Origin of the sequence: Pseudomonas fluorescens, from assembly GCF_002837185.1 — a bacterium.
In the GTDB taxonomy this organism is placed as follows: Bacteria; Pseudomonadota; Gammaproteobacteria; order Pseudomonadales; family Pseudomonadaceae; genus Aquipseudomonas; species Aquipseudomonas fluorescens_AM.
The window spans coordinates 177390-200899 of record NZ_KZ477986.1 but is presented as its reverse complement, the minus strand read 5'-3'; the positions used below and the strand labels follow the sequence as shown (position 1 = coordinate 200899).

At 62.0% G+C, this 23510-nt stretch carries 23 protein-coding genes; 6 read left to right on the top strand and 17 right to left on the bottom strand.

Features of this window, described 5'->3' with window-relative positions; translation table 11 throughout:
* Positions 1-51: 51 nt before the first annotated feature.
* From CIB54_RS03040 to CIB54_RS03030, 3 genes are all read left to right on the top strand, one after another.
* Positions 52-1935, top strand: coding sequence for an acetyl-CoA carboxylase biotin carboxylase subunit (locus CIB54_RS03040; protein WP_101218520.1), 1884 nt, complete (start codon positions 52-54; stop codon positions 1933-1935).
* Between the two features lie 73 nt (positions 1936-2008).
* Positions 2009-2551, top strand: a complete 543-nt coding sequence (locus CIB54_RS03035; protein ID WP_065949896.1) for a 3'-5' exonuclease — start codon at positions 2009-2011, stop codon at positions 2549-2551.
* Positions 2552-2749: 198 nt separating this feature from the next.
* Positions 2750-3031 (top strand): pyrimidine/purine nucleoside phosphorylase, encoded by a 282-nt coding sequence (locus CIB54_RS03030; protein ID WP_065949895.1) that lies wholly within the window; start codon positions 2750-2752, stop codon positions 3029-3031.
* 49 nt (positions 3032-3080) lie between these two features.
* Here CIB54_RS03030 and CIB54_RS03025 read toward each other — a convergent pair whose 3' ends face one another.
* Positions 3081-3884 (bottom strand): MOSC domain-containing protein, encoded by an 804-nt coding sequence (locus CIB54_RS03025; RefSeq protein WP_065949894.1) that lies wholly within the window; start codon positions 3882-3884, stop codon positions 3081-3083.
* Positions 3885-3924: 40 nt separating this feature from the next.
* Positions 3925-4860 (bottom strand): chemotaxis protein CheV, encoded by a 936-nt coding sequence (locus tag CIB54_RS03020; RefSeq protein ID WP_065888359.1) that lies wholly within the window; start codon positions 4858-4860, stop codon positions 3925-3927.
* 566 nt (positions 4861-5426) lie between these two features.
* Here CIB54_RS03020 and CIB54_RS03015 point away from each other — a divergent pair.
* The 3 genes from CIB54_RS03015 (at position 5427) to CIB54_RS03005 (ending at position 7749) form a co-directional block, all read left to right on the top strand.
* Positions 5427-5873 (top strand): hypothetical protein, encoded by a 447-nt coding sequence (locus CIB54_RS03015; RefSeq protein ID WP_101218518.1) that lies wholly within the window; start codon positions 5427-5429, stop codon positions 5871-5873.
* A 326-nt stretch (positions 5874-6199) separates the two neighbouring features.
* The gene (locus CIB54_RS03010; RefSeq protein WP_065949892.1) at positions 6200-7093 is read left to right on the top strand and encodes a sensor histidine kinase; all 894 of its coding nucleotides are present in this window, start codon (positions 6200-6202) and stop codon (positions 7091-7093) included.
* Positions 7090-7749, top strand: coding sequence for a response regulator transcription factor (locus CIB54_RS03005; RefSeq protein ID WP_065949891.1), 660 nt, complete (start codon positions 7090-7092; stop codon positions 7747-7749). The genes CIB54_RS03010 and CIB54_RS03005 overlap by 4 nt, the downstream gene beginning before the upstream one ends.
* Here CIB54_RS03005 and yegS read toward each other — a convergent pair.
* The 15 genes from yegS to flhA all read right to left on the bottom strand — a co-directional run bounded on the left by yegS (position 7708) and on the right by flhA (position 23154).
* A complete protein-coding gene (yegS, locus tag CIB54_RS03000) occupies positions 7708-8628 on the bottom strand; it encodes a lipid kinase YegS (protein ID WP_065949890.1) in 921 nt (306 codons plus the stop codon). The two genes, CIB54_RS03005 and yegS, sit on opposite strands and share 42 nt — an antisense overlap.
* Positions 8629-8890: 262 nt before the next feature.
* Positions 8891-9283 carry a DUF2802 domain-containing protein gene (locus CIB54_RS02995; RefSeq protein ID WP_065949889.1) on the bottom strand — a complete coding sequence of 131 codons (393 nt, stop codon included), beginning with the start codon at positions 9281-9283 and terminating at the stop codon, positions 8891-8893.
* Positions 9284-9766: a chemotaxis protein CheW gene (locus CIB54_RS02990; RefSeq protein WP_057721368.1), complete on the bottom strand. Its 483-nt coding sequence runs from the start codon at positions 9764-9766 to the stop codon at positions 9284-9286.
* Positions 9767-9845: 79 nt separating this feature from the next.
* Positions 9846-10643 carry a CheW domain-containing protein gene (locus tag CIB54_RS02985; RefSeq protein WP_101218516.1) on the bottom strand — a complete coding sequence of 266 codons (798 nt, stop codon included), beginning with the start codon at positions 10641-10643 and terminating at the stop codon, positions 9846-9848.
* Positions 10643-11431 (bottom strand): ParA family protein, encoded by a 789-nt coding sequence (locus CIB54_RS02980; RefSeq protein WP_101218514.1) that lies wholly within the window; start codon positions 11429-11431, stop codon positions 10643-10645. Before CIB54_RS02980 ends, CIB54_RS02985 begins: the two co-directional genes overlap by 1 nt.
* Positions 11432-11481: 50 nt before the next feature.
* Positions 11482-12369 (bottom strand): flagellar motor protein MotD, encoded by an 888-nt coding sequence (gene motD / locus CIB54_RS02975; RefSeq protein ID WP_065933782.1) that lies wholly within the window; start codon positions 12367-12369, stop codon positions 11482-11484.
* Positions 12370-12511: 142 nt separating this feature from the next.
* A complete protein-coding gene (locus tag CIB54_RS02970) occupies positions 12512-13252 on the bottom strand; it encodes a flagellar motor protein (RefSeq protein ID WP_065949886.1) in 741 nt (246 codons plus the stop codon).
* A complete protein-coding gene (locus CIB54_RS02965; protein ID WP_101218512.1) occupies positions 13252-14391 on the bottom strand; it encodes a protein-glutamate methylesterase/protein-glutamine glutaminase in 1140 nt (379 codons plus the stop codon). Before CIB54_RS02965 ends, CIB54_RS02970 begins: the two co-directional genes overlap by 1 nt.
* 48 nt (positions 14392-14439) lie before the next feature.
* Positions 14440-16674, bottom strand: coding sequence for a chemotaxis protein CheA (locus CIB54_RS02960; protein ID WP_101218510.1), 2235 nt, complete (start codon positions 16672-16674; stop codon positions 14440-14442).
* Positions 16675-16685: 11 nt separating this feature from the next.
* Positions 16686-17474, bottom strand: a complete 789-nt coding sequence (locus CIB54_RS02955) for a protein phosphatase CheZ (RefSeq protein WP_065949663.1) — start codon at positions 17472-17474, stop codon at positions 16686-16688.
* Positions 17475-17492: 18 nt separating this feature from the next.
* Positions 17493-17867 (bottom strand): chemotaxis response regulator CheY, encoded by a 375-nt coding sequence (locus CIB54_RS02950; protein ID WP_015885173.1) that lies wholly within the window; start codon positions 17865-17867, stop codon positions 17493-17495.
* A gap of 167 nt (positions 17868-18034) precedes the next feature.
* Complete coding sequence (fliA, locus tag CIB54_RS02945; RefSeq protein ID WP_065884564.1) at positions 18035-18775, bottom strand: RNA polymerase sigma factor FliA; 741 nt, start codon at positions 18773-18775, stop codon at positions 18035-18037.
* Positions 18772-19605, bottom strand: coding sequence for a flagellar synthesis regulator FleN (gene fleN, locus CIB54_RS02940; protein ID WP_003192912.1), 834 nt, complete (start codon positions 19603-19605; stop codon positions 18772-18774). The genes fliA and fleN overlap by 4 nt, the downstream gene beginning before the upstream one ends.
* A 105-nt stretch (positions 19606-19710) precedes the next feature.
* Positions 19711-21027 (bottom strand): flagellar biosynthesis GTPase FlhF, encoded by a 1317-nt coding sequence (flhF, locus tag CIB54_RS02935; protein WP_101218508.1) that lies wholly within the window; start codon positions 21025-21027, stop codon positions 19711-19713.
* A 12-nt stretch (positions 21028-21039) separates the two neighbouring features.
* The gene (flhA, locus tag CIB54_RS02930; protein ID WP_101218506.1) at positions 21040-23154 is read right to left on the bottom strand and encodes a flagellar biosynthesis protein FlhA; all 2115 of its coding nucleotides are present in this window, start codon (positions 23152-23154) and stop codon (positions 21040-21042) included.
* Positions 23155-23510 lie beyond the last annotated feature (356 nt).

Here is a 23510-nt window from a genome sequence, read left to right as displayed (position 1 = left end):
GCTTGCCCCCGATGAGGCCGGACCAGACACCCATCAGCAAGGGATAAACCAATGCCCGCCTTCACAAAAATCCTGATCGCCAACCGCGGCGAAATCGCCTGCCGCATCCAACGCGCCGCCCAGGCATTGGGCTACCGCACCGTCGCCGTGTACAGCGACGCCGACACCCACGCCCTGCACGTGCGCATGGCCGACGAGGCCGTGAACATCGGCCCCGCCCCCGTACAACAGTCCTACCTGAACATAGCCGCCCTCCTCGACGCCGCCCAACGCACCGGCGCCGACGCCATCCACCCCGGCTACGGTTTCCTCTCGGAAAATTCCGAGTTCGCCAGGGCCTGCCTGAACGCCGGGATCACCTTCATCGGCCCCAGCCCCGACGCCATCGAACTGATGGGCAGCAAGCGCCTGTCCAAACTCGCCATGCTCCAGGCCGGCGTTCCCTGCATCGCCGGTTACCAGGGCAGCGCCCAGGACGACGCGACCCTGCACACCGAAGCCAACCGCATCGGCTACCCCCTGATGATCAAGGCCAGCGCCGGTGGCGGCGGGCGTGGCATGCGCCTGGTGCAGCACTCGGACCACGTGCTGGAGCAACTGCGCACGGCGCGCTCCGAAGCGCTGAACGCCTTCGGCAGCGACGAACTGATCCTCGAACAGGCGCTGATCGATCCACGCCACGTTGAAATCCAACTGTTCGGCGACAGCCACGGCCACCTGATTTATCTGGGCGAACGCGATTGCTCCCTCCAGCGGCGCCATCAAAAAGTCATCGAAGAAGCGCCCTGCCCGGTCATGACCCCGGCACTGCGCCAGGCCATGGGCGACGCCGCACTCAAGGCGGGCCGCGCGGTGAACTACGTCGGCGCCGGTACGGTGGAATTCCTGCTCGACGGCAACGGCCGGTTTTACTTCCTGGAAATGAACACCCGCCTGCAAGTCGAGCACCCGGTCACCGAACTGATCACGGGGCTTGACCTGGTCGACTGGCAGCTGCAAATCGCCGCCGGCCAGCCCCTGCCGCTGACACAGGCTGAGGTGACGCTCAGCGGTCACGCCATGGAAGTGCGCCTGTACGCCGAAGACCCGACCCAGGGCTTCCTGCCCCAAACCGGTGAACTGATGCGCTGGGAACCTGCCCCAGGCGTGCGCATCGACCATGGACTGAGCGAAGGCGAAACCATCGGCCCGTTCTACGACCCGATGCTGGGCAAGATCATCGCGCACGGCGCAAGCCGCGAAGAGGCGCGGCGCAAATTGCTGCGGGCGGTGGAAGATACAGTGTTACTCGGCGTCACCACCAATCAGCGACTGTTGGCTGATGTGCTCAAGCATCCGAGTTTCATCGCGGGCGCTTTCAGCACCGCATTTATCCCGGAACATTTCGGCGACATACCGCCGTGGGTGCCGTCAAAGGAACAGCTCACCCTGGCCGCCACGCTGTTTTACCGACACAGCGCCGACCAGCATCGCCAGGGCGTGGCAGGCTGGCGCAACAGCGCACATGTCCCGTGCACCTATAACCTTGAGGTCAATGGCCAAATCCACAAGGTGCGCGCAGAGGCACTGCCACTCAGCATCGACGGCCGCTGGGTCACCCTGGTGCTCGATGGCATCCGCCGGCGTATCGCCTACTGCCTTGACGATACCCAACTGTGGTTACCCGGCATGAAAGTGACGAACCGCACCCACGAGGTCGCCAACCGCCAGGTCGATGCCGGCAGCGGCACGGTCAAGGCGCCGATGGATGGCGCTGTCGTCGACATACAGGTCAGCGTCGGCGACATCGTCACCAAAGGCCAGCTCTTGCTGGTGCTCGAAGCGATGAAAATGGAACACCCGCTGAAGGCCGGCATCGACGGCGTTGTCAAGGGCGTGCAGGTGGTGACCGGCGATCAAGTGCGCAATCGTCAGGTTCTGCTGGAGATTGAATAAGCCCCTGGGCGGAACTACATGGCCCGGCTACGCTCTATCCCCATCAGGACAGGAACAGTACGGGAACCTGCGCATGCCTCATTGGCTGATTATTGACCTTGAAGCCACAACGGATGACGGCGGCTGGCCCGTGACGGAGATGGAAGTCATCGAAATCGGCGCGAGCCTGGTCAACCGCCAGGGCCGCGAGCTGGATCACTTCCAGCGCTTCGTGCGACCGCTGCGGCGGCCACTGCTGACGCCCTTTTGCCGCCAATTGACCCATATTACCCAGGCCAACATCGACGCGGCAGCGCCCATCACCGAGGTGTGGCCGCTGTTCGAACGCTGGCTGGGCCAGCATCAGCCCCGTCTGGAAGGCTGGGCCAGCTGGGGCGATTACGATCGCGTGCAGCTTGAACTGGAATGGCAACGCCATGGCCTGGCCAGTGCGCTCGGCCAGACGCCCCATGTCAACCTCAAGCAGCGTTTCGCCAAGGCCCGGCGCCTGGACAAGCCCCTGGGGCTCAATGGCGCGCTGCAATTGGCGGGGATGCAGTTCGCTGGCCAACAGCATCGGGCCCTGGAAGATGCACGCAACACGGCACGCCTGCTGCCGTTGATTTTGCCGGTCTAGGCAGCTCTGAAACGCTTGGGCATACTGATCAACCTTTTTGCCTGATGCTGCCCACCTGCAGGAGCGAGCTTGCTCGCGAAGATCGCCAGCGATAACGTAGCGCATCTGGTTCAACGGGGTGCTCTCAGGTTATTCGCGAGCAAGCTCGCTCCTACAGCGGTTGGCGTAATCTCTGACCCTTTTTCCGAGGATTCACCCATGTTCAAAGTCAACGAATACTTCGACGGCACCGTCAAGTCGATCGCTTTCGGCACCGAGGAAGGTCCGGCCACCATCGGCGTCATGGCCCCGGGTGAGTACGAATTCGGCACCGCCCAGCGTGAAATCATGCACGTGGTTTCCGGCGCCCTGATCGTCAAACTGCCTGATGCCGAGTGGGAAACCTTCGCTGCCGGCAGCCAGTTCAACGTGCCGGCCAACAGCAAGTTCCAGTTGAAGGTCGCCGTAGACACCGCATACCTGTGCGAATACCGCGGCTGAATGCCAACCGGTGCAAAAAAATGCCCGTCTCCTGCGAGACGGGCATTTTTCATTCCAGTACCGTCACCGGCATACCGACTTCCAGCTGCCCAACCCCATCGTTGACCAGATTCTGGCCGAACATCGCGCCCTGCTCGGTGCTGCGATAGGCCTGAAGGGTCGCGAACGGCTCGCGGTCCGGGCTGCGCTCGCCGGTCTGCGGGTCGATGGTGGTGAGGATGCAACGTGAGCAGGGCTTGACCACGCGAAACTCCACAGCGCCGATGCGCAAACGTTTCCAACCGTCCTCGGCGAAAGCCTCGGCGCCTTCAATGACCAGGTTGGGGCGAAAGCGCAGCATGTCCATCGGCCGGCCGATGTGGGTGCACACATCGTCCAGCGAAGCCTGGCCGATCAGCAGCAAGGGGTAACCGTCGGCAAAGCCCACCTGATCGCCATCCTCGCCGAAACCATGCTGGGTGAAGCGAGCGCGATCCATGGGCATATGCACCAGGCGCGTCGGTTTACCGATGAAGGCGCTGACCCAGGCCGCCGCTGCATCGCCTGCGTCCGGTACGCGCAGGGTGTCATGCCAGATGGTCACACCGCGTAACACATCGGCGCCGGGCAGTGCCACGTCCAACGTCCCATACCCCGGCGAACTGAGGGTCAGGCCGCCCGCCGTGTTCCACAGGGCAGTCAACTGACTCATCGCTGCCACGGCGCGTTGCGTGAGGAATCGCCCGCTGGCTTCGTCCACCAGCATCCAGCGTCGATCCCCTTCCAGCCCGAGCTTGTCCAGGCCAATCTGCTGCAGGGCCTCGGCCTTGCCGGACTTCAAGGGGTAACGGTACAACGCGCTGAGACGGAGCATGAGCCTGCTTTCCTGGGGAACAAAGTGTCACACCCTAAAGTCAGGCGGGCACTTCGTCCAGCATCAGTCGTTCACGCACCACATCGACCAGCTTGTCGGGCTGGAATTTGGAGAGGAAATTGTCGCAGCCGACCTTCTTCACCATCGACTCGTTGAAGCTGCCCGACAGCGAGGTGTGCAGCACCACGTAAAGGCCACGCAGGCGCGGGTCGTTGCGGATTTCGGTGGTGAGGCGGTAGCCATCCATCTCGGGCATTTCGGCGTCGGTGAAGATCATCAGCAGCTTGTCGGTCATCACCTGGCCGCTGTCGGCCCAGGCCTTGAGCATGTTCAGCGCCTTGAGGCCATCGCTGGCGATGTGCATCTTCACGCCCAACTGGCCGAGGGTGTCACGCAATTGCGAGAGCGCCACGTTGGAGTCGTCCACCAGCAGCACTTCGCGGCCACGGGCACGCTCCAGCACCGGGTCTTCGAGTTTTTCCCGCGAGACCTTGGCGTTGTAGGGCACGATTTCAGCGAGGACTTTTTCCACATCGATGATTTCCACCAGCTGGTCATCGACCTTGCTGATGGCGGTGAGGTAATGCTGGCGCCCGGCGCTGGCCGGCGGCGGCAGGATGGCTTCCCAGTTCATGTTGACGATGCGGTCGACGCCCCCTACCAGGAACGCCTGCACCGAGCGGTTGTACTCGGTGACGATGATGGTGCTGTTGGGCCCGGGCACCAGCGGGCGCATGCCGATGGCCTGGGACAGGTCGATCACCGGCAGGGTCTGGCCGCGCAGGTTGACCACCCCACACACGAAGGGGTGACGCTGGGGCATCAGGGTCAGCTTGGGCAGTTGCAGGACTTCCTGCACCTTGAACACGTTGATCGCGAACAGCTGCCGCCCGAACAGGCGGAACATGAGAATTTCCAGGCGATTCTCACCCACCAATTGCGTGCGTTGATCTACCGTGTCGAGAATGCCGGCCATTAAGAGCTCCTGGTGTGCAGGTGGGTTTCGCGCTGAGAGAATGCAGTTGTGAAAGTGCGCAGTTCATATACGCAAGTTATCGGCGCCAAACGCCAGACCTTGACCCCGGTAAAATGCCACGTAAATGCATTGATGTCATACTGACATCATGCTTTACTTCACCTACCCCTCCTGGGCAGTGTTGCGCTGTTGCGCGACACTCGAATCGACATGCGGTTCCACTGCATAGGGGATTCCCCTATACGCAATCAGGCCCGACCTGATATTCGCGATATCTAATAGCCATTAATGTGACGCCATTCTCATTGCATGAATGGAGTCAGGCTTTTGTTTGCCACCCCAAGCCCTAGGCCCGCCGGCCGCCCAGGCACTCACGTATCGGCAACTGAAGTCGTGTCATCCCGCTCAGCTGGGGTTACGCACGACTTTCGTGGGCATTTCAATAAACGTCCTACGCAAATATCGGAAGCTGCCTACAAGCCTCAATCCTATTTCAGCGCTAGCTTTAAGCCATTCACCCGGTGCGATATCTCATCAACCGAGCTTGAGTTGCGGAGACATGCACGATGAATAGCGCGAACGCACAGCGAACGGCACTTCCCGAGTTTCTGCTGGAGGCCGAAAAGCTGCTGGCCAAGTCCCAAGAGTGCCTGACCCATCTACATTTGATCCGCGATGACAACGACGCCATCGACGGCATGAAAACCAGCCTGGCCAAACTGGCTGAAAAGGCCGACAGCCTGTCGTTGCAAGCGATCAGCGATTTCTCACGGCGCCTTCAAGCGCTCATTGCCAACGCCCGGAACCCCATGCAACTGCATGACCAGGCATTGGATGCGTTGCATGACTGCCTGACGCTGCTGGCCTGGCAACTGGAGCTGATCGACACGCGCACCGGTGAGCTGCCCCTGGACGAGAGTGAGCAGACAGCGTTGATCGCGACAGTGACCTTGCAGATTCCGCAAAAGGATTTCAATCAAGAGCGGCAGCAACCGTTGCATCGCGGGGCTTGAGCCTTATACCTGTCGTATTCAATAATCGACATATCCAAAAACGACCGATAATGGCGAAGCACGAGTAAATATCCATTCGCCATCAACGCGATAACTATACAAACCAACTTTAATAATACAACTTTACTTTCTAACTCTGGGATTACCCCCCAGAGTATTTGCGCGGGCCATAAACCAATCAGGCGACCAACGGTAACAGGGGTGGTACTATGCCCCGCTCGAAGTGACTCAACTTCATCATGTTTAAACACGATCCGGCAGCGTATTCCAAACAGAGCCCGGCCAACCGGTCTCCCCGCAGCGAACCCTCAGTGGCTTCATCCGTTATGTACGCCAATCTCAAGCCACTTTTCTCAAGGTCTGTGTCGCGCAGCACTGCACGCCGCATCATCCTCGCTCTGTGCCTGTGTTCGTTGTCTGCCAGCGCCTGGGCGTACGTACACGCGTCACCCTTGTCGCTATTGATCCTGCTGCTCAACCTGGCCACGCTGGCGGTGGTGGGCCTGCACCAATGGCGTTCGCGCAAATCCATCAAGTTCCATCCCCAGGAATTGGCCGATCGCCTGCTGCAGGTGCAGGAAAACGAACGGCATCGCCTCAGCCGCGAGCTGCACGACGACATCGGCCAACTGCTGACCGCCGCCAAGCTGCAAAGCGAATGGCTGCAGCGTCGCCTGCCGCCAGAGCTGCAGGATCAATGCACGGCGCTGTGCAATACCCTCAACGAAACCCTGGCCAAGGTGCGCGACGTGTCCGCCATCCTCAACCCGCGCCAGCTGGCCAGCCTGGGCCTGGAAGCGAGCTTGCGCGCGCACCTGCTCAAGACCCTGGAAAAAACCGAGGTGTGCTGGAGCCTGGAATGCCGGCAACACCTGGCCGGAATCCCTGAAGAAATGGCCGTGGCGGCTTTTCGTATCACCCAGGAAGCGGTGACCAACATGCTCCGTCACGCCCAGGCGCACAACCTGCTGGTGCGCCTGCAACGCCTGCCCGAAGGCCTGTCGCTGATGATCTGCGATGACGGCCTGGGCTTTTCGCCGGCCACCGACCCAGGCCTCGAAGGCCAGCGCGGCATGGCCGGCATGTACGAGCGGATGGACCACCTGGGAGGCACCTTGTGCGTCAGCAGCCGGCCAGGCAAAGGGACGCGGATCGACGCATTGTTCCCCTGGGCGCCTCGCGACCTCGACCGGGCCAGCGCGCCTGAGGTTGCGCGGTGACTTGCAACCTGCTCCTGGTGGACGACCACGCGCTGATTCGCGCCGGCGTTCGTGCGTTGATCCTGGATATTCCCGGCTACAACGTGATCGGCGAAGCCAGCGATGGTGCGCAATTGCTCGAGCAGTTCCGCGCCCTGCAGCCGGACATTGTGCTGCTGGACCTGTCGATGAAACACACCGGTGGCCTTGATGCCCTGCAGCAACTCAAGGGGGCCTACCCCAAGAGCAAGGTGCTGATCCTGTCGATGCACACCGAGCCCGACTTGATCATGCGCGCACTGGAGTCGGGCGCTCACGGTTACCTGCTCAAAGACATGACAGGCAACGAGTTGGAACACGCCCTGCGGGCGTTGCGCAACAACGAACGCTACCTGAGCCCGGCCATCGCCCACACGGTGATCAACCAGGCGCTGATCCGCAGCCAGGGCCCGGCTTCGCCCGTCCCCCACAGCCACAACCTGACAACGCGACAGCTGGAAATCCTGCGCTTGATCGTGCGCGGCAAGTCCACCCGGGAAATCGCCCACGGCCTGGGTTTAAGCATCAAGACCGTGGAAGCGCATCGCTCGCAGATCATGAAGCGTCTGCAGATTTTCGACGTGGCGGGCCTGGTGTTATTCGCGGTGCGCGAGCAGATCATCAGCCTGGACGACTAGGGGCGAACCCAGCGGCAGGTGCACTCGCAGGGCCTTGGGCAAGGCCTCGAAATGCAGATCGTCGCCTTCCAGCGGCTCACCATCGAGGTTGATGTACAAGCCTTGCGCGCCCTTGATATTGACCCATGGCAGGCGGGCGCGCACGAACATGGTGTCCAGGCCCCAACCGTTGCTCATCAATTCGCGCAAGGTCCCCACCACTTCCTGGGGCGCCGGCAGGATGCTGACGTCAAGCAACCCGTCATCGGCCAGCGCCCCCGGGCACAGCACATGCCCGCCGCCGGCCTGGCGGCCATTGCCGATGCCCAGCGCGAGCAACTCGCCTTTCCAATGGAAATCGGGGCCTTCCAGTTCACCGTACGCGGCCTTCAATTCACTGAAGCGCGACAACCCGGTGAACAGGTAAGCAGCACCGCCGAGGACTTTCTTCAGGTCTTCGGAGGTGTTGGCGGTAACCTGGCTGCCGAAACCGCCGGTGGCCATGTTCAGGAAGATCTGCCCGCCGACCTGGCCGAGGTCGATTGCCCTTGGCTCGACATCCAGCAACGCCAGGGCGCCGGCCGGTTCCAGCGGCACACCGGCAGCCTTGGCGAAGTCGTTGGCGGTGCCCAGGGGCATCAACACCAGGCTGGCGTCGGTGCTGGCTTGCGCCATGGCTTCAGCCACATCGCGCAAGGTGCCGTCGCCACCGCCGGCGATGATATGGGTATACCCACTCTCCAGCGCCTCGTTGACCAGGCGCTGGGCATCGCCGCCCTCCCACGTCACTCGCACCGCCAGTTCCCAGCCCAGCTCCCGCCGTCTCTGCACGGCGCTGCGCACGTCCTCGTTGAGGGCTTGTTTGCCGTGGAGGATCAACAGGGCTTTGGGGGTGGTCATTTGGGGGTATCTCCTGAGTCAAAGTGCTTGCAGGATGTTGACCCTTGGGGAAGTGGAAAAGTCTGTGACGGGAGAAAATTGACTGATGTACGCAGATCACCCTGTGGGAGGGGGCTTGCCCCCGATAAGGGAGCAACAGTGAATACATCGATAACTGACCCACCGCTATCGGGGGCAAGCCCCCTCCCACACTGGACCGAAGGCAGCCGTCAGATCGTCGCCGACTGCCAGTTCAAGCCCCCACAATTGAACCGAGCAGTGCTCAGTTCTTGTGCAACTTGCTCATCAACTGCGCTTCGGCCTGGGTCAGGCCGCAGGACTGGGTCAATTCATCCACCGTCGCGCCCATGCCCACCAGCTTGGCCGCCTGGGCGAACGACAGGTTCGAAGGATCGCGCTGTTCCAACTGCACCAACTTATCCGGCAACGGCCCGAGAATCGCGCGCAGTTCATGCACCTCGTCGCCTACCCGCACCGCAGTCTGCTGGAAATGATCGACGCGTTTGACCAGCTCCAGAATGCGCCGGTCACGCACCACATCACGCTCGGCCTGTTGCAGGGCCAACTCGCGTTGCTGGCGCATGTAGCGCAGCAGGAATGTCAAGGTCCCGGCCCACAACAGGGCCAGGACAATCACCGCCGCCTCAAGGAACAATCAGATACTCTCCAGTTCCGACCATTCTTCTTCGCTCATCATTTTGTCCAGCTCAACCAGAATCAACAGCTCGTTGTTCTTGTTGCACACGCCCTGGATAAACTTGGCGGATTCTTCGTTGCCCACGTTCGGCGCGGTTTCCACTTCCGACTGACGCAGGTAGACCACTTCGGCGACGCTGTCGACCATGATCCCGACCACTTGCTTGTCGGCTTCGATGATGACGATGCGTGTGTTGTCGTTGACATCGGTCGGCGCCAGGCCGAAGCGCTGGCGGGTATCAATCACCGTCACCACGTTGCCGCGCAGGTTGATGATGCCCAGCACGTAGCTCGGTGCACCCGGTACCGGGGCGATCTCGGTGTAGCGCAGCACTTCCTGCACGCGCATCACGTTAATGCCGTAGGACTCGTTGTCCAGTTTGAAGGTCACCCATTGCAGGATCGGATCATCCAAACCTTGTGCGGACGCTGACTTGTTCATCTTTCTGACCCCTCAAATGCCGCTATCGACGGCGTGTGTGCTAATGGGCCGCGCAACCGCACGACCTTCTATTGTCCAATCAACTGCGTTTGTTCTGCGCCATCGTCTTGACCGCGCCACTGGCGATCAACTCGGCCAGTTCGGCGACGTCGAGCAATGCGCACATGTGTTCAATCACGGTGCCCGCCAACCACGGCCGTTGGCCACGGTGGCTGCGCCATTTGATTTCGTTCGGGTCCAGGCGCAACGAGCGGCTGACTTGATGCACCGCCAGCCCCCACTCGTAACCCTGCACGGAGATCACGTACTGCAGGCCCTGTTGAAAGTCGTCACGGTAGCGGTCGGGCATTACCCAGCGCGCCGTGTCCAGCACCTTGAGATTGCCGGCCTGGCTGGGCAGGATGCCGAGAAACCACTCCGGCTGCCCGAACAGTGGCGTCAGTTCCTGGCCTTCCAGGGAATAGATCGAGCCCAGGCACACCAGCGGCACCGCCAGGGTCAGGCCGGCCACATCGAACAACAGGCATTCGAACGGCTCGGCGGCCCAGGACGGGCGACCATCACCAGTCACCGGTGGCGGCGTGATGCTCGGCGGCAGGTGCACTTGCACGATCGGCTCGACCACCACCGGCGCCACCCCTTCAGGCGTGGTCGGCAGCACCACGGGCACCGCCTCGATCAGGGCGTCGCGGGCCTGCTCCTCGAGCACCGCCAACTGGAACTCATCCAGCGCAGCTTCAGGCTCGACGACCGGCTCCGGCTCCGGCATCAGGAGCGGTTCCGGCAGTTCTTCGGCAGTGGCGTCCTGCAGCAAGGCATCCAGGTAGGATTCCAGTGCCAGTTGCGGGCGGGTCTTGAATTGAACGGGACGGTTCATCACGCCACCTGCGCCACAAGCTGCTGGGACAGCAGGTGCTTGAGCAACGCCCTGTAAGCCAGTACGCCACGGCTCTTGCCGTCGAACTGCGACGGCGTAAGCCCCGCGCGGCTGGCGTCGCGCAGGCGCGTGTCCACCGGGATGTAGCCATTCCAGATGCTGTCCGGGTAGCCATCGCGCAGCACGCGCAGGGTGCCGAGGGACGCCTGGGTACGCCGGTCGAACAAGGTCGGCACGATGCTGAACGGCAGCGCCTGTTTGCGCGAACGGTTGATCATCGCCAGGGTGCTGACCATGCGCTCCAGGCCTTTGACGGCCAGGTGCTCGGTCTGCACCGGGATCACCAACTGCTGGCTGGCCGCCAAGGCATTGACCATCAGCACGCCGAGCAACGGCGGGCTGTCGATGATCGCGTAATCGAAGTCCTGCCACAGTTGCGCCAGGGTCTTGGCGATCACCAGGCCCAGGCCGCTCTGGCCCGGCGACTGGCGCTCGAGGGTGGCCAGGGCGGTGCTGGACGGCAACAGCGAAATACTGTCATTGCTGGTGGGCAGCAGCAGTTGCCCGGGCAGGTCGCTCGGCACGCTGCCCTTGTGCAGGAACAGGTCGTAGCAACTGTGTTCCAGCGCATCCGGGTCGTAGCCGAAATAACTGGTCATGGAGCCGTGGGGGTCGAGGTCGACCACGACCACACGCTTGCCCGCCTCGGCCAGCAAGCCGGCTAAAGCGATGGAAGTGGTGGTCTTGCCGACTCCACCCTTTTGATTGGCAACTGCCCAGACTCTCATTCGGTTGATTCCTCCCGGCGGGCACAGGCGCGACCGAGACATTGCATGGGTTATTGAGCCGGTGACGGAGAATTGACGGAGCTTGTCCGCACCGGCGGCTTTGCAGGGGCCGGTGCAGTTTGTGTGCCAGCACGCCTCAATGCCGCATCCGGTGTTGCATTCGCCGTGCCGGTGCCGGTCAGGCTGCGGCGTACATCCAGGTTACGTGACACCACCAGCACCACGCGCCGGTTGCGCCCGCGGCCTTCGGCCGTGGCGTTATTGGCCACCGGCTGGAATTCACCGTAGCCCACCGACGCCAGGCGCTGGGGGTTGACCCCCTGCATCGCGAGCATGCGCACGATGCTTGCCGCGCGCGCCGAGGACAGTTCCCAGTTGGTCGGGTACTGCGCGGTGCTGATCGGCACGTTGTCGGTAAAGCCTTCGACGTGGATCGGGTTTTCAAACGGCCTGAGGATCGCCGCCACCTTGTCGATGATGGTGAAGGCCTGGTCGCTTGGCAGCGCATCGGCACTGGCGAACAACAGGCTGGAATTGAGCTCGATCTCCACCCACAGCTCATTGCCGCGCACGGTCATCTGGTTGGACTTGATCAGGTCACCGAACGCGGCGCTGATATCGTCGGCGATGCTTTTGAGCGGGTCGCTGGTGCCGCCGATGCCGGCGGCAGTCTCATCGCTGTCGTTGACCAGTGGCTTGGCCGGGGTCACCGTCCTAGGCCGCTCTTCGCCAATGGGAATCGGCTTGAGCGCACGCTCGGAATCGTTGAACACCCCGACCAGTGCCTGGGAAATGATCTTGTACTTGCCTTCGTTGATCGACGAGATCGAATACATCACCACGAAAAACGCAAACAGCAAGGTGATGAAGTCCGCGTACGACACCAGCCAGCGTTCATGGTTGACGTGTTCTTCAGGCTCGCGACGGCGACGGCTCACAGGCACTCCCCTCCACAAACCGACGCAACTGTAGAAGCGAGCTTGCTCGCGAGACACGCAAGGACAACGCGCTCATCCAGGATGCACGCGCTATCGTTGACGATTTTCGCGAGCAAGCTCGCTCCTACAGGGTTCATACCCATCAATCCGTGAAGCCCTGGAGCTTCAGTTCGATGGAGCGCGGGTTTTCGCCCTCGGCAATCGACAGGATGCCTTCGAGCAGCATTTCGCGGTAGCGGGACTGGCGCATGGCAATCGACTTGAGCTTGCTCGCCACCGGCAGCAGCACCAGGTTGGCGCTCGCCACGCCATAGATGGTGGCGACAAACGCCACGGCAATGCCGCTGCCCAGTTGCGAAGGGTCGGCCAGGTTGCCCATCACGTGGATCAGGCCCATCACCGCGCCGATGATGCCGATGGTCGGCGCGTAGCCGCCCATGCTTTCAAACACTTTGGCCGCATTGATGTCACGGCTTTCCTGGGTGTAGAAATCCACCTCGAGGATGCTGCGGATCGCTTCCGGCTCGGCGCCGTCCACCAGCAGTTGCAAGCCCTTGCGGGCGTAGCTGTCGGGCTCGGCATCGGCCACGCCTTCCAGGCCCAGCAAGCCTTCCTTGCGGGCGGTGAGGCTCCAGTTGACCACGCGGTCGATGCCGCCCGGCATGTCGACCCGTGGCGGGAAAATAATCCAGACCAGAATCTGCATGGCGCGCTTGAACGAGTTCAGCGGCGACTGCAGCAACGCCGCGCCCACGGTGCCGCCGATCACGATCAGCGCCGCCGGGCCGTTGGCCAGGGCGCCGAGGTGGCCGCCTTCCAGGTAGTTGCCGCCGATGATCGCGACAAACGCCAGGGTGATGCCGATCAGGCTCAAGACATCCATCAGAGGCAGGCCTCCACCAGATGCTTGCCGATGTCGTCCAGGCTGTAGACCGCGTCAGCCAGGTCGGCCTTGACGATGGCCATGGGCATGCCATAGATCACACAGCTGGCTTCGTCCTGGGCCCAGATGGCGCTGCCGCCCTGCTTGAGCAGGCGCGCGCCTTCACGGCCGTCGGCGCCCATGCCGGTGAGCACCACCGCCAGAACTTTGTCGCCATAGGACTTGGCCGCCGAACCGAAGGTAATGTCCACGCACGGCTTGTAGTTCAGGCGCTCGTCGCCTGGCAGGATCTTGATCGCACCACGGCCGTCCACCATCATCTGCTTGCCACCCGGGGCCAGCAGCGCCAGGCCAGGGCGCAGGATGTCGCCGTCCTCGGCTTCCTTGACGCTGATGCGGCACAGCTTGTCCAGACGCTCGGCGAAGGCCTTGGTGAAGGCGGCGGGCATGTGTTGCACCAGCACGATCGGCGCCGGGAAGTTGGCCGGCAGTTGGGTCAATACACGCTGCAAGGCGACCGGCCCGCCGGTGGACGTACCGATAGCGACCAGCTTGTAGGCCTTGCGCTTGGGCGCGGGCGAATGGGTGCTCGATGCCGCGGCACGACTGGGGGCTGCCGGCGCGGGACGCGCTGCCGGTGCCGGCGCGGCGCGGCTGAACGACGACGCTGGCGCCGCTGCAGGTGCGGGTGCAGGCGTCGGCGCAGAGGCAGGGGCAGGTGCGCTGAACAGGCTGCGGCGGTTACTGCGCGAAATGCTGTGCACTTTCTCGCACAGCATCTGCTTGACCTTCTCGGGGTTGCGCGAGATGTCTTCGAAATTCTTCGGCAGGAAGTCCACCGCGCCGGCATCCAGCGCATCCAGGGTAACCCGGGCGCCTTCGTGGGTCAGCGAGGAGAACATCAACACCGGTGTCGGGCAACGTTGCATGATATGACGCACGGCCGTGATGCCATCCATCATCGGCATTTCGTAGTCCATGGTGATCACGTCCGGCTTCAACGCAATGGCTTGATCGATCGCCTCTTTGCCGTTGGTGGCCGTGCCGACTACCTGGATCGTTGGATCGGCGGAAAGAATCTCCGAGACGCGGCGGCGGAAGAAACCCGAATCGTCCACCACCAGGACCTTGACTGCCATAAACACTCCGTTAGACGGGGCGGGCACTCGCGCCCTGCCCCGCCAGAATCAAATACGCCGTGCGGCGTAACGCTTGAGCATGCTCGGAACATCGAGAATCAGCGCGATGCGACCGTCACCGGTGATGGTGGCACCCGACATGCCCGGGGTGCCCTGCAGCATCTTGCCCAAAGGCTTGATCACCACTTCTTCCTGGCCCACCAGTTGATCGACCACAAAGCCGATGCGCTGGGTGCCCACCGAGAGAATCACCACATGGCCCTCGCGCTGCTCTTCATGCTTGGCCGAGGCCACCAGCCAGCGTTTGAGGTAGAACAGCGGCAAGGCCTTGTCGCGCACGATCACCACTTCCTGGCCGTCCACCACGTTGGTGCGCGACAGGTCGAGGTGGAAGATCTCGTTGACGTTGACCAGCGGGAAGGCGAACGCCTGGTTGCCCAGCATCACCATCAGGGTCGGCATGATCGCCAGGGTCAACGGCACCTTGATGACGATCTTGGAGCCCTGGCCCTTGGTCGAGTAGATATTGATCGAGCCGTTGAGCTGGCTGATCTTGGTCTTCACCACGTCCATGCCGACGCCACGGCCGGACACGTCGGAAATCTCGGTCTTGGTCGAGAAACCCGGCGCGAAGATCAGGTTGTAGCACTCGGTGTCGGTCAGGCGGTCGGCGGCGTCCTTGTCCATCACGCCGCGCTTGACCGCGATATTGCGCAAGATGGCCGGGTCCATGCCTTTGCCGTCATCGGTAATCGACAGCAGGATGTGGTCGCCCTCCTGCTCCGCCGCCAGGATCACCTTGCCGTTGCGTGACTTGCCCGAGGCTTCGCGTTCTTCCGGGGTTTCCACGCCGTGGTCGACGGCGTTGCGCACCAAGTGGACCAGCGGGTCGGCCAGGGCCTCGACGAGGTTTTTGTCGAGGTCGGTTTCTTCACCCACCAGTTCCAGGTTGATTTCTTTCTTGAGCTGGCGCGCCAGATCGCGAACCAGCCGCGGAAAGCGCCCGAAGACTTTCTTGATCGGCTGCATCCGCGTTTTCATCACGGCGGTCTGCAGATCGGCGGTGACCACGTCGAGGTTCGACACGGCCTTCTGCATGGCTTCGTCGCCACTGTTCAAACCCAGGCGCACCAGGCGGTTACGCACCAGTACCAGTTCGCCGACCATGTTCATGATGTCGTCCAGGCGCGCGGTGTCTACGCGCACGGTGGTTTCGGCTTCACTGGCAGGTTTGTCCGCGACCGGCGCCGGGGCAGCACGCGCCGGGGCTGGCGCCGCAGCCGCTGCAGGCGCGGGCTTGGCAGCCGGCGCTGCGGCCTTGGCGGCAACCGGTGCGGGCGTAACGACAGCTGCGGCGGCGGGAGCGGCGGCGGCCGGGGCCACTTCGGTGAATTTGCCCTTGCCGTGCAACTCGTCGAGCAACGCTTCGAATTCGTGGTCGGAGATCAGCCCGTCGCCGGCCGGTTCAGCCTTGGCGGCTGGGGTGGCTGGGGCGGCGGCGGTGGCCGCGACTTGCGGCAAGGCTTCGGCGACAAACGTGCCTTTGCCATGCAGTTGGTCGAGCAGTGCCTCGAACTCGTCGTCGGTAATATCGGTGCTGGCATTGGCTGCCGGCGCTGCCGGCGTAGCGGGCGCGGCATCCGACGGAGCCGGGGCCACGGCGTCGGCTGCGAACTGGCCTTTGCCATGCAACTGGTCGAGCAGGGATTCGAATTCGGCGTCGGTAATGTCTTCGCTGGTCGGCGTGGCGACCGGCGCAGCCGCAACCGGCGCTTCAGCTTGAGCCTTGACCGCATTGAGCGAGTCGAGCAGTTGCTCGAACTCGCTGTCGGTCACGTCCGGCTCGGCTTGCGCCACCGGTTCAGGCTCGGCTTGCACCGCAGGTGCTTCGGCAGCCGGTTCGGCCAGGCGCGCCAGGGCGGCCAGCAGTTCCGGGGTGGCGGCCGTGATCGGCGCACGTTCGCGCACTTCGCTGAACATGCCGTTGACCGCATCCAGTGCTTCGAGAATCACGTCCATCAATTCCGAGTCAACCTGACGCTCACCCTTGCGCAGGATGTCGAACACGTTCTCGGCGATGTGACAGCACTCCACCAGCTCATGGAGCTGGAGGAAGCCGGCGCCCCCTTTTACAGTGTGAAAACCGCGAAAAATTGCATTGAGCAGGTTCGCATCATCCGGGCGGCTTTCCAGCTCGACCAGTTGTTCGGACAGTTGCTCTAAAATTTCGCCGGCCTCTACAAGGAAATCCTGAAGGATTTCTTCATCGGCGCCGAAGCTCATGTGGGTGCTCCTTAGAAGCCTAAACTGGACAGCAAATCGTCTACGTCATCTTGACCGGATACGACGTCTTCACGTTTATCGGCATGAATCTGCGGACCTTCACCCTTGGCGAGATGTTTTTGTGGATCTTTTTCCGAGAGGATCGCTTCACGGTCATGTTCGATGCCGGCAAAACGGTCGACCTGGCCGGCCATGAGCACCAGTTTGAGCAGGTTGCTTTCCACTTCGGTGACCAGTTGGGTCACTCGCTTGATCACCTGGCCTGTGAGGTCCTGGTAATCCTGGGCCAGCAGAATATCGTTGAGGTTGCTGGCCACCGTGCGATTTTCCTGTTCGCTGCGCGACAGAAAACCGTCAACCCGACGCGCCAGCTCACGGAACTCTTCAGCCCCTACTTCGCGGCGCATGAAACGGCCCCAGTCCACGCTCAGGGCGTGGGCTTCGCTGGCCATGCCGTTGACCAGGGGCGTGGCGTTTTCCACCAGGTCCATGGTGCGGTTGGCCGCCGCCTCGGTCAGCCTGACCACATAGGACAGGCGTTCAGTGGCATCGGTGATCTGCGAAATCTCTTCGGCCTGGGGCATGCGCGGGTCAATCTGGAAATTGACGATCGCACTGTGCAGCTCGCGTGTGAGCTTGCCCACTTCCTGGTACAGGCCGCGGTCACGGGTCTGGTTAAGCTCATGGATCAACTGCACCGCGTCGGCGAACTGGCCTTTTTCCAGGCTGTCGACCAACTGGTGAGCATGCTTTTTCAGGGTCGACTCAAAGTCGCCCTGTGACGTTTCTTTATGCTCCATAGCTCCCCCGCGATGGCATTAGCCGTGGATGCGTTCGAAGATTTTTTCGATCTTCTCTTTCAAGGCCAATGCTGTGAATGGCTTGACCACGTAACCGTTGACCCCGGCTTGGGCGGCTTCGATGATCTGTTCACGCTTGGCTTCGGCGGTCACCATCAACACCGGCAGGCTGCGCAGTTTTTCATCGGCGCGCACATGGCGCAGCAAATCGATACCGGTCATGCCCGGCATGTTCCAGTCGGTTACCAGAAAGTCGATGCTGCCGCTGTTGAGGATCGGAATCGCCGTAATGCCGTCATCCGCCTCGACCGTGTTAGTGAACCCAAGGTCACGCAACAGGTTTTTTATGATCCGCCGCATCGTTGAGAAGTCATCAACGATGAGGATTTTCATGTTCTTGTCCAATTCGACCTCCAAGCAGTCTTAAACGCGCCCAGCACCTGGACGCGCCACTTCAATCAACAGGCGTTACACAAAAAGGACTGCCCAGGGCACCACGGAGCGAACCCGCGAAGGCCGAAGCCTTAGCGGTAGCATCTGCAGTGTCCCCACACTGCCTGTCAGCGCGCGCGCCACTCTCCCAACCGCCCCCGCAAGCGGGCCGCGCACTGGCTATGCAACTGGCTGACACGCGATTCGCTGACCCCCAGGACCTCACCGATTTCCTTGAGGTTCAGCTCTTCGTCGTAGTACAGCGCCAGCACCAGGCGCTCACGCTCCGGCAAATTGGCAATGGCGTCCGCCAACGCGCCCTGGAAACGCTCATCTTCCAGATCCCGTGACGGTTCCATATGCGCACTCGCGCCGTCCTCGTGCAGCCCTTCGTGTTCGCCGTCCTGCAACAGGTCGTCGAAACTGAACAGGCGGCTGCCCAAGGTATCGTTCAAAATCCCGTAATAATCGTCGAGACTCAATTGGAGTTCGGCCGCAACTTCATGATCTTTAGCGTCACGACCGGTTTTTGCTTCAATTGCACGAATTGCGTCACTGACCATGCGCGTATTGCGGTGTACCGAACGCGGCGCCCAGTCGCCTTTACGCACCTCATCGAGCATCGCGCCACGGATACGGATACCCGCATACGTCTCGAAACTCGCGCCCTTGCTCGCGTCATATTTGGTCGACACTTCGAGCAGGCCGATCATGCCGGCCTGGATCAGGTCTTCCACCTGCACGCTGGCGGGCAGGCGCGCCAACAGGTGATAGGCAATACGCTTGACCAGGGGCGCATAGCGCTCGATCAATTCGCCCTGGCTGTCACGTGCCGACTTTTTGTAAAGGTTGTAGCCGCTTGATGTCATAGCACAGGTCCCGCGCTCGTCTGATGCACCAGTCGCTCGACGAAAAACTCCAGATGCCCCCGAGGGTTGGCAGGCAGCGGCCAGGTATCGACCTTCTGGGCAATGGCCTTGAACGCCAGTGCGCACTTCGAACGAGGGAACGCTTCGTAGACCGCACGCTGCTTTTGCACGGCCTTGCGCACACACTCGTCATAGGGAACTGCGCCGACGTATTGTAACGCCACATCGAGGAAACGATCCGTGACCTTGGTCAACTTGGCGAACAGGTTGCGCCCTTCCTGCGGGCTCTGGGCCATGTTGGCCAGCACGCGGAAGCGGTTCATGCCGTAGTCACGGTTAAGCAGTTTGATCAGGGCGTAGGCATCGGTGATCGAGGTGGGTTCGTCGCACACCACCAGCAGGACTTCTTGCGCTGCGCGTACAAAGCTGACCACCGACTCGCCGATCCCGGCGGCGGTGTCGATCACCAGCACGTCGAGGTTGTCGCCGATATCGCTGAAGGCCTGGATCAGGCCGGCGTGCTGCGCCGGGCTCAGGTGCACCATGCTCTGGGTGCCGGAGGCGGCCGGCACGATGCGGATCCCACCGGGCCCCTGCAGCAGCACATCGCGCAGCTCACAGCGGCCTTCGATCACATCGGCCAGCGTGTGTTTGGGGGTAAGCCCCAACAGAACGTCCACGTTGGCCAGGCCCAGGTCAGCATCCAGCAGCATGACGCGACGGCCAAGCTCTGCCAGGGCCAGGGACAAATTCACTGACACGTTAGTTTTGCCGACGCCACCTTTGCCGCCGGTCACCGCGATCACCTGTACGGGATGCATGCTGCCCATTTTATTTCTTTACCTTGTCTTGCTTAGACGCAGGCTACATGGCTTGGCCGCGTGTATCGCTTGCAGGCCATCGATGTAGGTACATTTCACGGTGTTCATCCTGCCTCATCCCACCCGCTTTGCCGGGTTGTGATAAAGGTCGGCGAACATATCGGCCATCGCTTCCTCGCTAGGCTCGTCTTGCATTTGCACGCTGACAGCACGGCTGACCAACTGATGACGGCGCGGCAGATGCAAATCATCCGGGATCCGCGGCCCGTCGGTCAGGTAGGCGACCGGTAGTTCATGACTGATTGCCAGGCTCAACACTTCGCCCAGGCTGGCAGTTTCATCCAGTTTGGTCAGGATACAACCGGCCAGCCCGCAGCGTTTATAGCTGTGGTAGGCAGCGGTAAGAACCTGTTTCTGGCTGGTGGTTGCAAGCACCAGGTAATTTTTTGACTTGATGCCACGCCCGGCCAGGCTTTCGAGCTGCATGCGCAGGGCCGGGTCGCTGGCTTGCAGGCCGGCGGTATCGATCAACACCACGCGCTTGCGCAGCAGCGGGTCGAGGGCGTTGGCCAGGGACTGGCCCGGGTCGACATGGGTCACCGGCACATTGAGGATGCGGCCCAGGGTCTTGAGCTGTTCCTGGGCGCCGATGCGGTAACTGTCCATGCTCACCAGCGCGATGTTTTGCGCGCCGTACTTGAGCACGTAGCGCGCTGCCAGCTTGGCCAGGGTGGTGGTCTTGCCCATGCCGGCGGGGCCGACCATGGCGATCACACCGCCCTCTTCCAGGGGTTCGATTTCCGGGGTGGCAATCATGCGTGCCAGGTGCGCCAGCAGCATGCGCCAGGCCTGGCGCGGCTCCTCGACTTCGGCGGTCAGCGCCAGCAGGTCGCGGGACAACGGGCCGGAGAGGCCGATGCGTTGCAGGCGACGCCACAGGTTGGCCTGTTGCGGCTTGCTGCCTTGCAGTTGCGTCCAGGCCAAAGAGCCAAGTTGCACTTCGAGCAGCTCGCGCAGGCCGTTGAGTTCAAAGCGCATCGAATCGAACGCACGCTGATCGACCGCGGCGGCCGGGGCTGGCGCGGCGGGACGCGGCGGTTCGACAAACGTAGGTTCCACCAGCGGCTCGGAAGCGGTCAGCGGCAGGCCGGCGAACAACTGGCGATTGGTGGTGGCGTCGCTGTCGCCGCGCATGCTCAGTTCGGCCTGGGCCGAGACGATGCGCGAAGCGGTCTTGCGCAGCTCGTCTTCAAGCTCCATGTTCGGCACGCGCGGCGCCAGGGCCTGGGGGGTGTAATCCAGGGCAGCCGTCAGCTCGACACCGCCGGCAATACGACGGTTACCGATAATCGCGGCATCGGCGCCCAGCTCATCGCGGACCAACTTCATGGCCTGACGCATATCGGCGGCGAAAAAACGCTTAACTTGCATAACCCACTACCCTCAGCCGTTGGGCCCTACTGTCGCGACGATAGTCACTTGCTTATTGTCAGGAATTTCCTGGTAAGCCAACACGTGCAAATTCGGTACTGCCAGGCGTCCAAAGCGCGACAACATCGCGCGGACCGGACCGGCCACCAGCAGAATCACCGGCTGGCCCTGCATCTCCTGGCGCTGCGCGGCTTCGATCAACGAACGCTGCAGCTTTTCAGCCATGCTTGGCTCCAGCAACACACCTTCTTCCTGGCCTTGCCCTGCCTTCTGAATACTATTGAGCAATATCTGTTCCAACCTTGGCTCCAAGGTGATAACAGGCAGCTCAGACTCAACGCCTACAATGCTTTGCACGATTGCGCGGGACAAACCGACGCGCACCGCCGCCACCAGCGCGGCAGTATCTTGACTCTTGGCGGCGTTGTTGGCGATGGCCTCGGCAATGCTGCGAATGTCCCGTACCGGCACTTGTTCGGCGAGCAAGGCCTGCAGCACCTTGAGCAACTGCGACAGCGACAGCACGCCCGGCACCAGCTCTTCGGCCAGTTTCGGCGAGGCCTTGGCCAGCAAACCCATCAATTGCTGGACTTCCTCGTGGCCGATCAGCTCGTGGGAGTGCTTGTAGAGAATCTGATTGAGGTGAGTGGCGACCACGGTGCTGGCGTCGACCACGGTGTAACCCAGCGATTGCGCCTGGCTGCGCTGGCTGACTTCGATCCACACCGCCTCCAGGCCGAAAGCCGGATCTTTGGCGGTAATGCCGTTGAGCGTACCGAACACCTGGCCGGGGTTGATCGCGAGTTCGCGGTCCGGGTAGATCTCGGCTTCGGCCAGGATCACGCCCATCAAGGTCAGGCGGTAAGCGCTGGGGGCCAGGTCGAGGTTGTCGCGGATATGCACGGTGGGCATCAGAAAGCCCAGGTCCTGGGACAACTTCTTGCGCACACCCTTGATCCGCGCCAGCAACTGGCCGCCCTGGTTGCGGTCCACCAGCGGAATCAGGCGGTAACCCACTTCCAGGCCGATCATGTCGATCGGGGTCACGTCGTCCCAGCCCAACTCCTTGGTTTCCTGGGCGCGGGCCGGGGATGGCAGCAATTCCTGCTGGCGTGCGATTTCCTGCTGGGCCTGGACCTTGACTGCATTCTGCTTTTTCCAGAACAGATAGGCCGCGCCGCCGGCCATGGCCGCCATGCTCAGGAACGAAACGTGAGGCATGCCCGGCACGATGCCCATGACGGCCATGATGCCGGCGGCCACGGCCAGCGCCTTGGGCGATGCGAACATCTGGCGGCTGATCTGCTTGCCCATGTCTTCGGAGCCCGAAGCACGGGTCACCATGATCGCTGCCGCTGTGGATAACAACAGTGATGGCAATTGCGCCACTAAACCGTCACCGATGGTCAGCAAGGCGTACACCTTGCCCGCATCGCCAAAGGTCATGCCGTGCTGGAAGATCCCCACGGCCATGCCGCCGATCAGGTTGATGAACAGGATCAACAGGCCGGCGATGGCATCACCGCGCACGAATTTGCTGGCGCCGTCCATGGAACCGTAGAACTCGGCCTCCTGGGCGACTTCGGCCCGGCGTGACTTGGCCTGGTTCTGATCAATCAGGCCGGCATTGAGGTCGGCGTCGATGGCCATCTGCTTGCCGGGCATCGCATCCAGAGTAAACCGCGCGCTCACCTCGGAAATCCGCCCGGCACCCTTGGTCACCACCACGAAGTTGATAATCATCAGGATCGCGAACACCACGATACCGACCACGTAGTTACCGCCGATCACCACCTCACCGAAGGCCTGGATCACCTTACCGGCGGCGGCGTGACCGTCCTGGCCATGGAGCATCACCACGCGGGTGGACGCCACGTTCAGCGCCAGGCGCAGCAGGGTCGCCACCAGCAGGATGGTGGGGAACACCGCAAAATCCAGTGGCCGCAGGGCGTACACACAGACCAGCAGCACCACCACCGACAAAGCAATGTTGAAGGTGAAAAACACATCGAGCAGGAACGGCGGCATCGGCAACATCATCATTGCCAGCATCACCAGCAACAACAACGGCACACCCAGATTGCCCCGCGACAGGTCAGTCAGGGTGCCACGGGCCGTGCTGAGCATTTGAGAGCGATCTACCACCGGTATTCCTCGTGTCCTTGAAGCAAAGTTTTGACGCTGTGAGGCGTCCTGAAGGCGGTATTGCAAGAAGCCTTCCAACTTTGCTTTCGGGCTCTGACGACCTGCCAAGCGTCCCAGGCCATCGGGCCTGAATCCATTCAAATGTGGGAGGGGGCTTGCCCCCGATAGCGGGGTATCAGCTATGGATTTGTTGACTGACACACTGCGATCGGGGGCAAGCCCCCTCCCACATTTGGTTTTGTGTGCAGCCAGGTAATGCCCAGGAAATTTCCGACAAGGATTTGGGTTGCCCCTAGGAAACCCGCTCTCTAGTCTCCGTACACCGCTGCAAACGCAGC

Bases quoted from the DNA above. Each gene is read 5' to 3' on its own strand.
- CIB54_RS03040 (WP_101218520.1), top strand. From the start codon at position 52: ATGCCCGCCTTCACAAAAATCCTGATCGCCAACCGCGGCGAAATCGCC.
- CIB54_RS03035 (WP_065949896.1), top strand. From the start codon at position 2,009: ATGCCTCATTGGCTGATTATTGACCTTGAAGCCACAACGGATGACGGC.
- CIB54_RS03030 (WP_065949895.1), top strand. From the start codon at position 2,750: ATGTTCAAAGTCAACGAATACTTCGACGGCACCGTCAAGTCGATCGCT.
- CIB54_RS03025 (WP_065949894.1), bottom strand. From the start codon at position 3,884: ATGCTCCGTCTCAGCGCGTTGTACCGTTACCCCTTGAAGTCCGGCAAG.
- CIB54_RS03020 (WP_065888359.1), bottom strand. From the start codon at position 4,860: ATGGCCGGCATTCTCGACACGGTAGATCAACGCACGCAATTGGTGGGT.
- CIB54_RS03015 (WP_101218518.1), top strand. From the start codon at position 5,427: ATGAATAGCGCGAACGCACAGCGAACGGCACTTCCCGAGTTTCTGCTG.
- CIB54_RS03010 (WP_065949892.1), top strand. From the start codon at position 6,200: ATGTACGCCAATCTCAAGCCACTTTTCTCAAGGTCTGTGTCGCGCAGC.
- yegS (WP_065949890.1), bottom strand. From the start codon at position 8,628: ATGACCACCCCCAAAGCCCTGTTGATCCTCCACGGCAAACAAGCCCTC.
- CIB54_RS02990 (WP_057721368.1), bottom strand. From the start codon at position 9,766: ATGAACAAGTCAGCGTCCGCACAAGGTTTGGATGATCCGATCCTGCAA.
- CIB54_RS02985 (WP_101218516.1), bottom strand. From the start codon at position 10,643: ATGAACCGTCCCGTTCAATTCAAGACCCGCCCGCAACTGGCACTGGAA.
- CIB54_RS02980 (WP_101218514.1), bottom strand. From the start codon at position 11,431: ATGAGAGTCTGGGCAGTTGCCAATCAAAAGGGTGGAGTCGGCAAGACC.
- CIB54_RS02970 (WP_065949886.1), bottom strand. From the start codon at position 13,252: ATGGATGTCTTGAGCCTGATCGGCATCACCCTGGCGTTTGTCGCGATC.
- CIB54_RS02965 (WP_101218512.1), bottom strand. From the start codon at position 14,391: ATGGCAGTCAAGGTCCTGGTGGTGGACGATTCGGGTTTCTTCCGCCGC.
- CIB54_RS02960 (WP_101218510.1), bottom strand. From the start codon at position 16,674: ATGAGCTTCGGCGCCGATGAAGAAATCCTTCAGGATTTCCTTGTAGAG.
- CIB54_RS02955 (WP_065949663.1), bottom strand. From the start codon at position 17,474: ATGGAGCATAAAGAAACGTCACAGGGCGACTTTGAGTCGACCCTGAAA.
- CIB54_RS02950 (WP_015885173.1), bottom strand. From the start codon at position 17,867: ATGAAAATCCTCATCGTTGATGACTTCTCAACGATGCGGCGGATCATA.
- fliA (WP_065884564.1), bottom strand. From the start codon at position 18,775: ATGACATCAAGCGGCTACAACCTTTACAAAAAGTCGGCACGTGACAGC.
- fleN (WP_003192912.1), bottom strand. From the start codon at position 19,605: ATGGGCAGCATGCATCCCGTACAGGTGATCGCGGTGACCGGCGGCAAA.
- flhF (WP_101218508.1), bottom strand. From the start codon at position 21,027: ATGCAAGTTAAGCGTTTTTTCGCCGCCGATATGCGTCAGGCCATGAAG.
- flhA (WP_101218506.1), bottom strand. From the start codon at position 23,154: ATGCTCAGCACGGCCCGTGGCACCCTGACTGACCTGTCGCGGGGCAAT.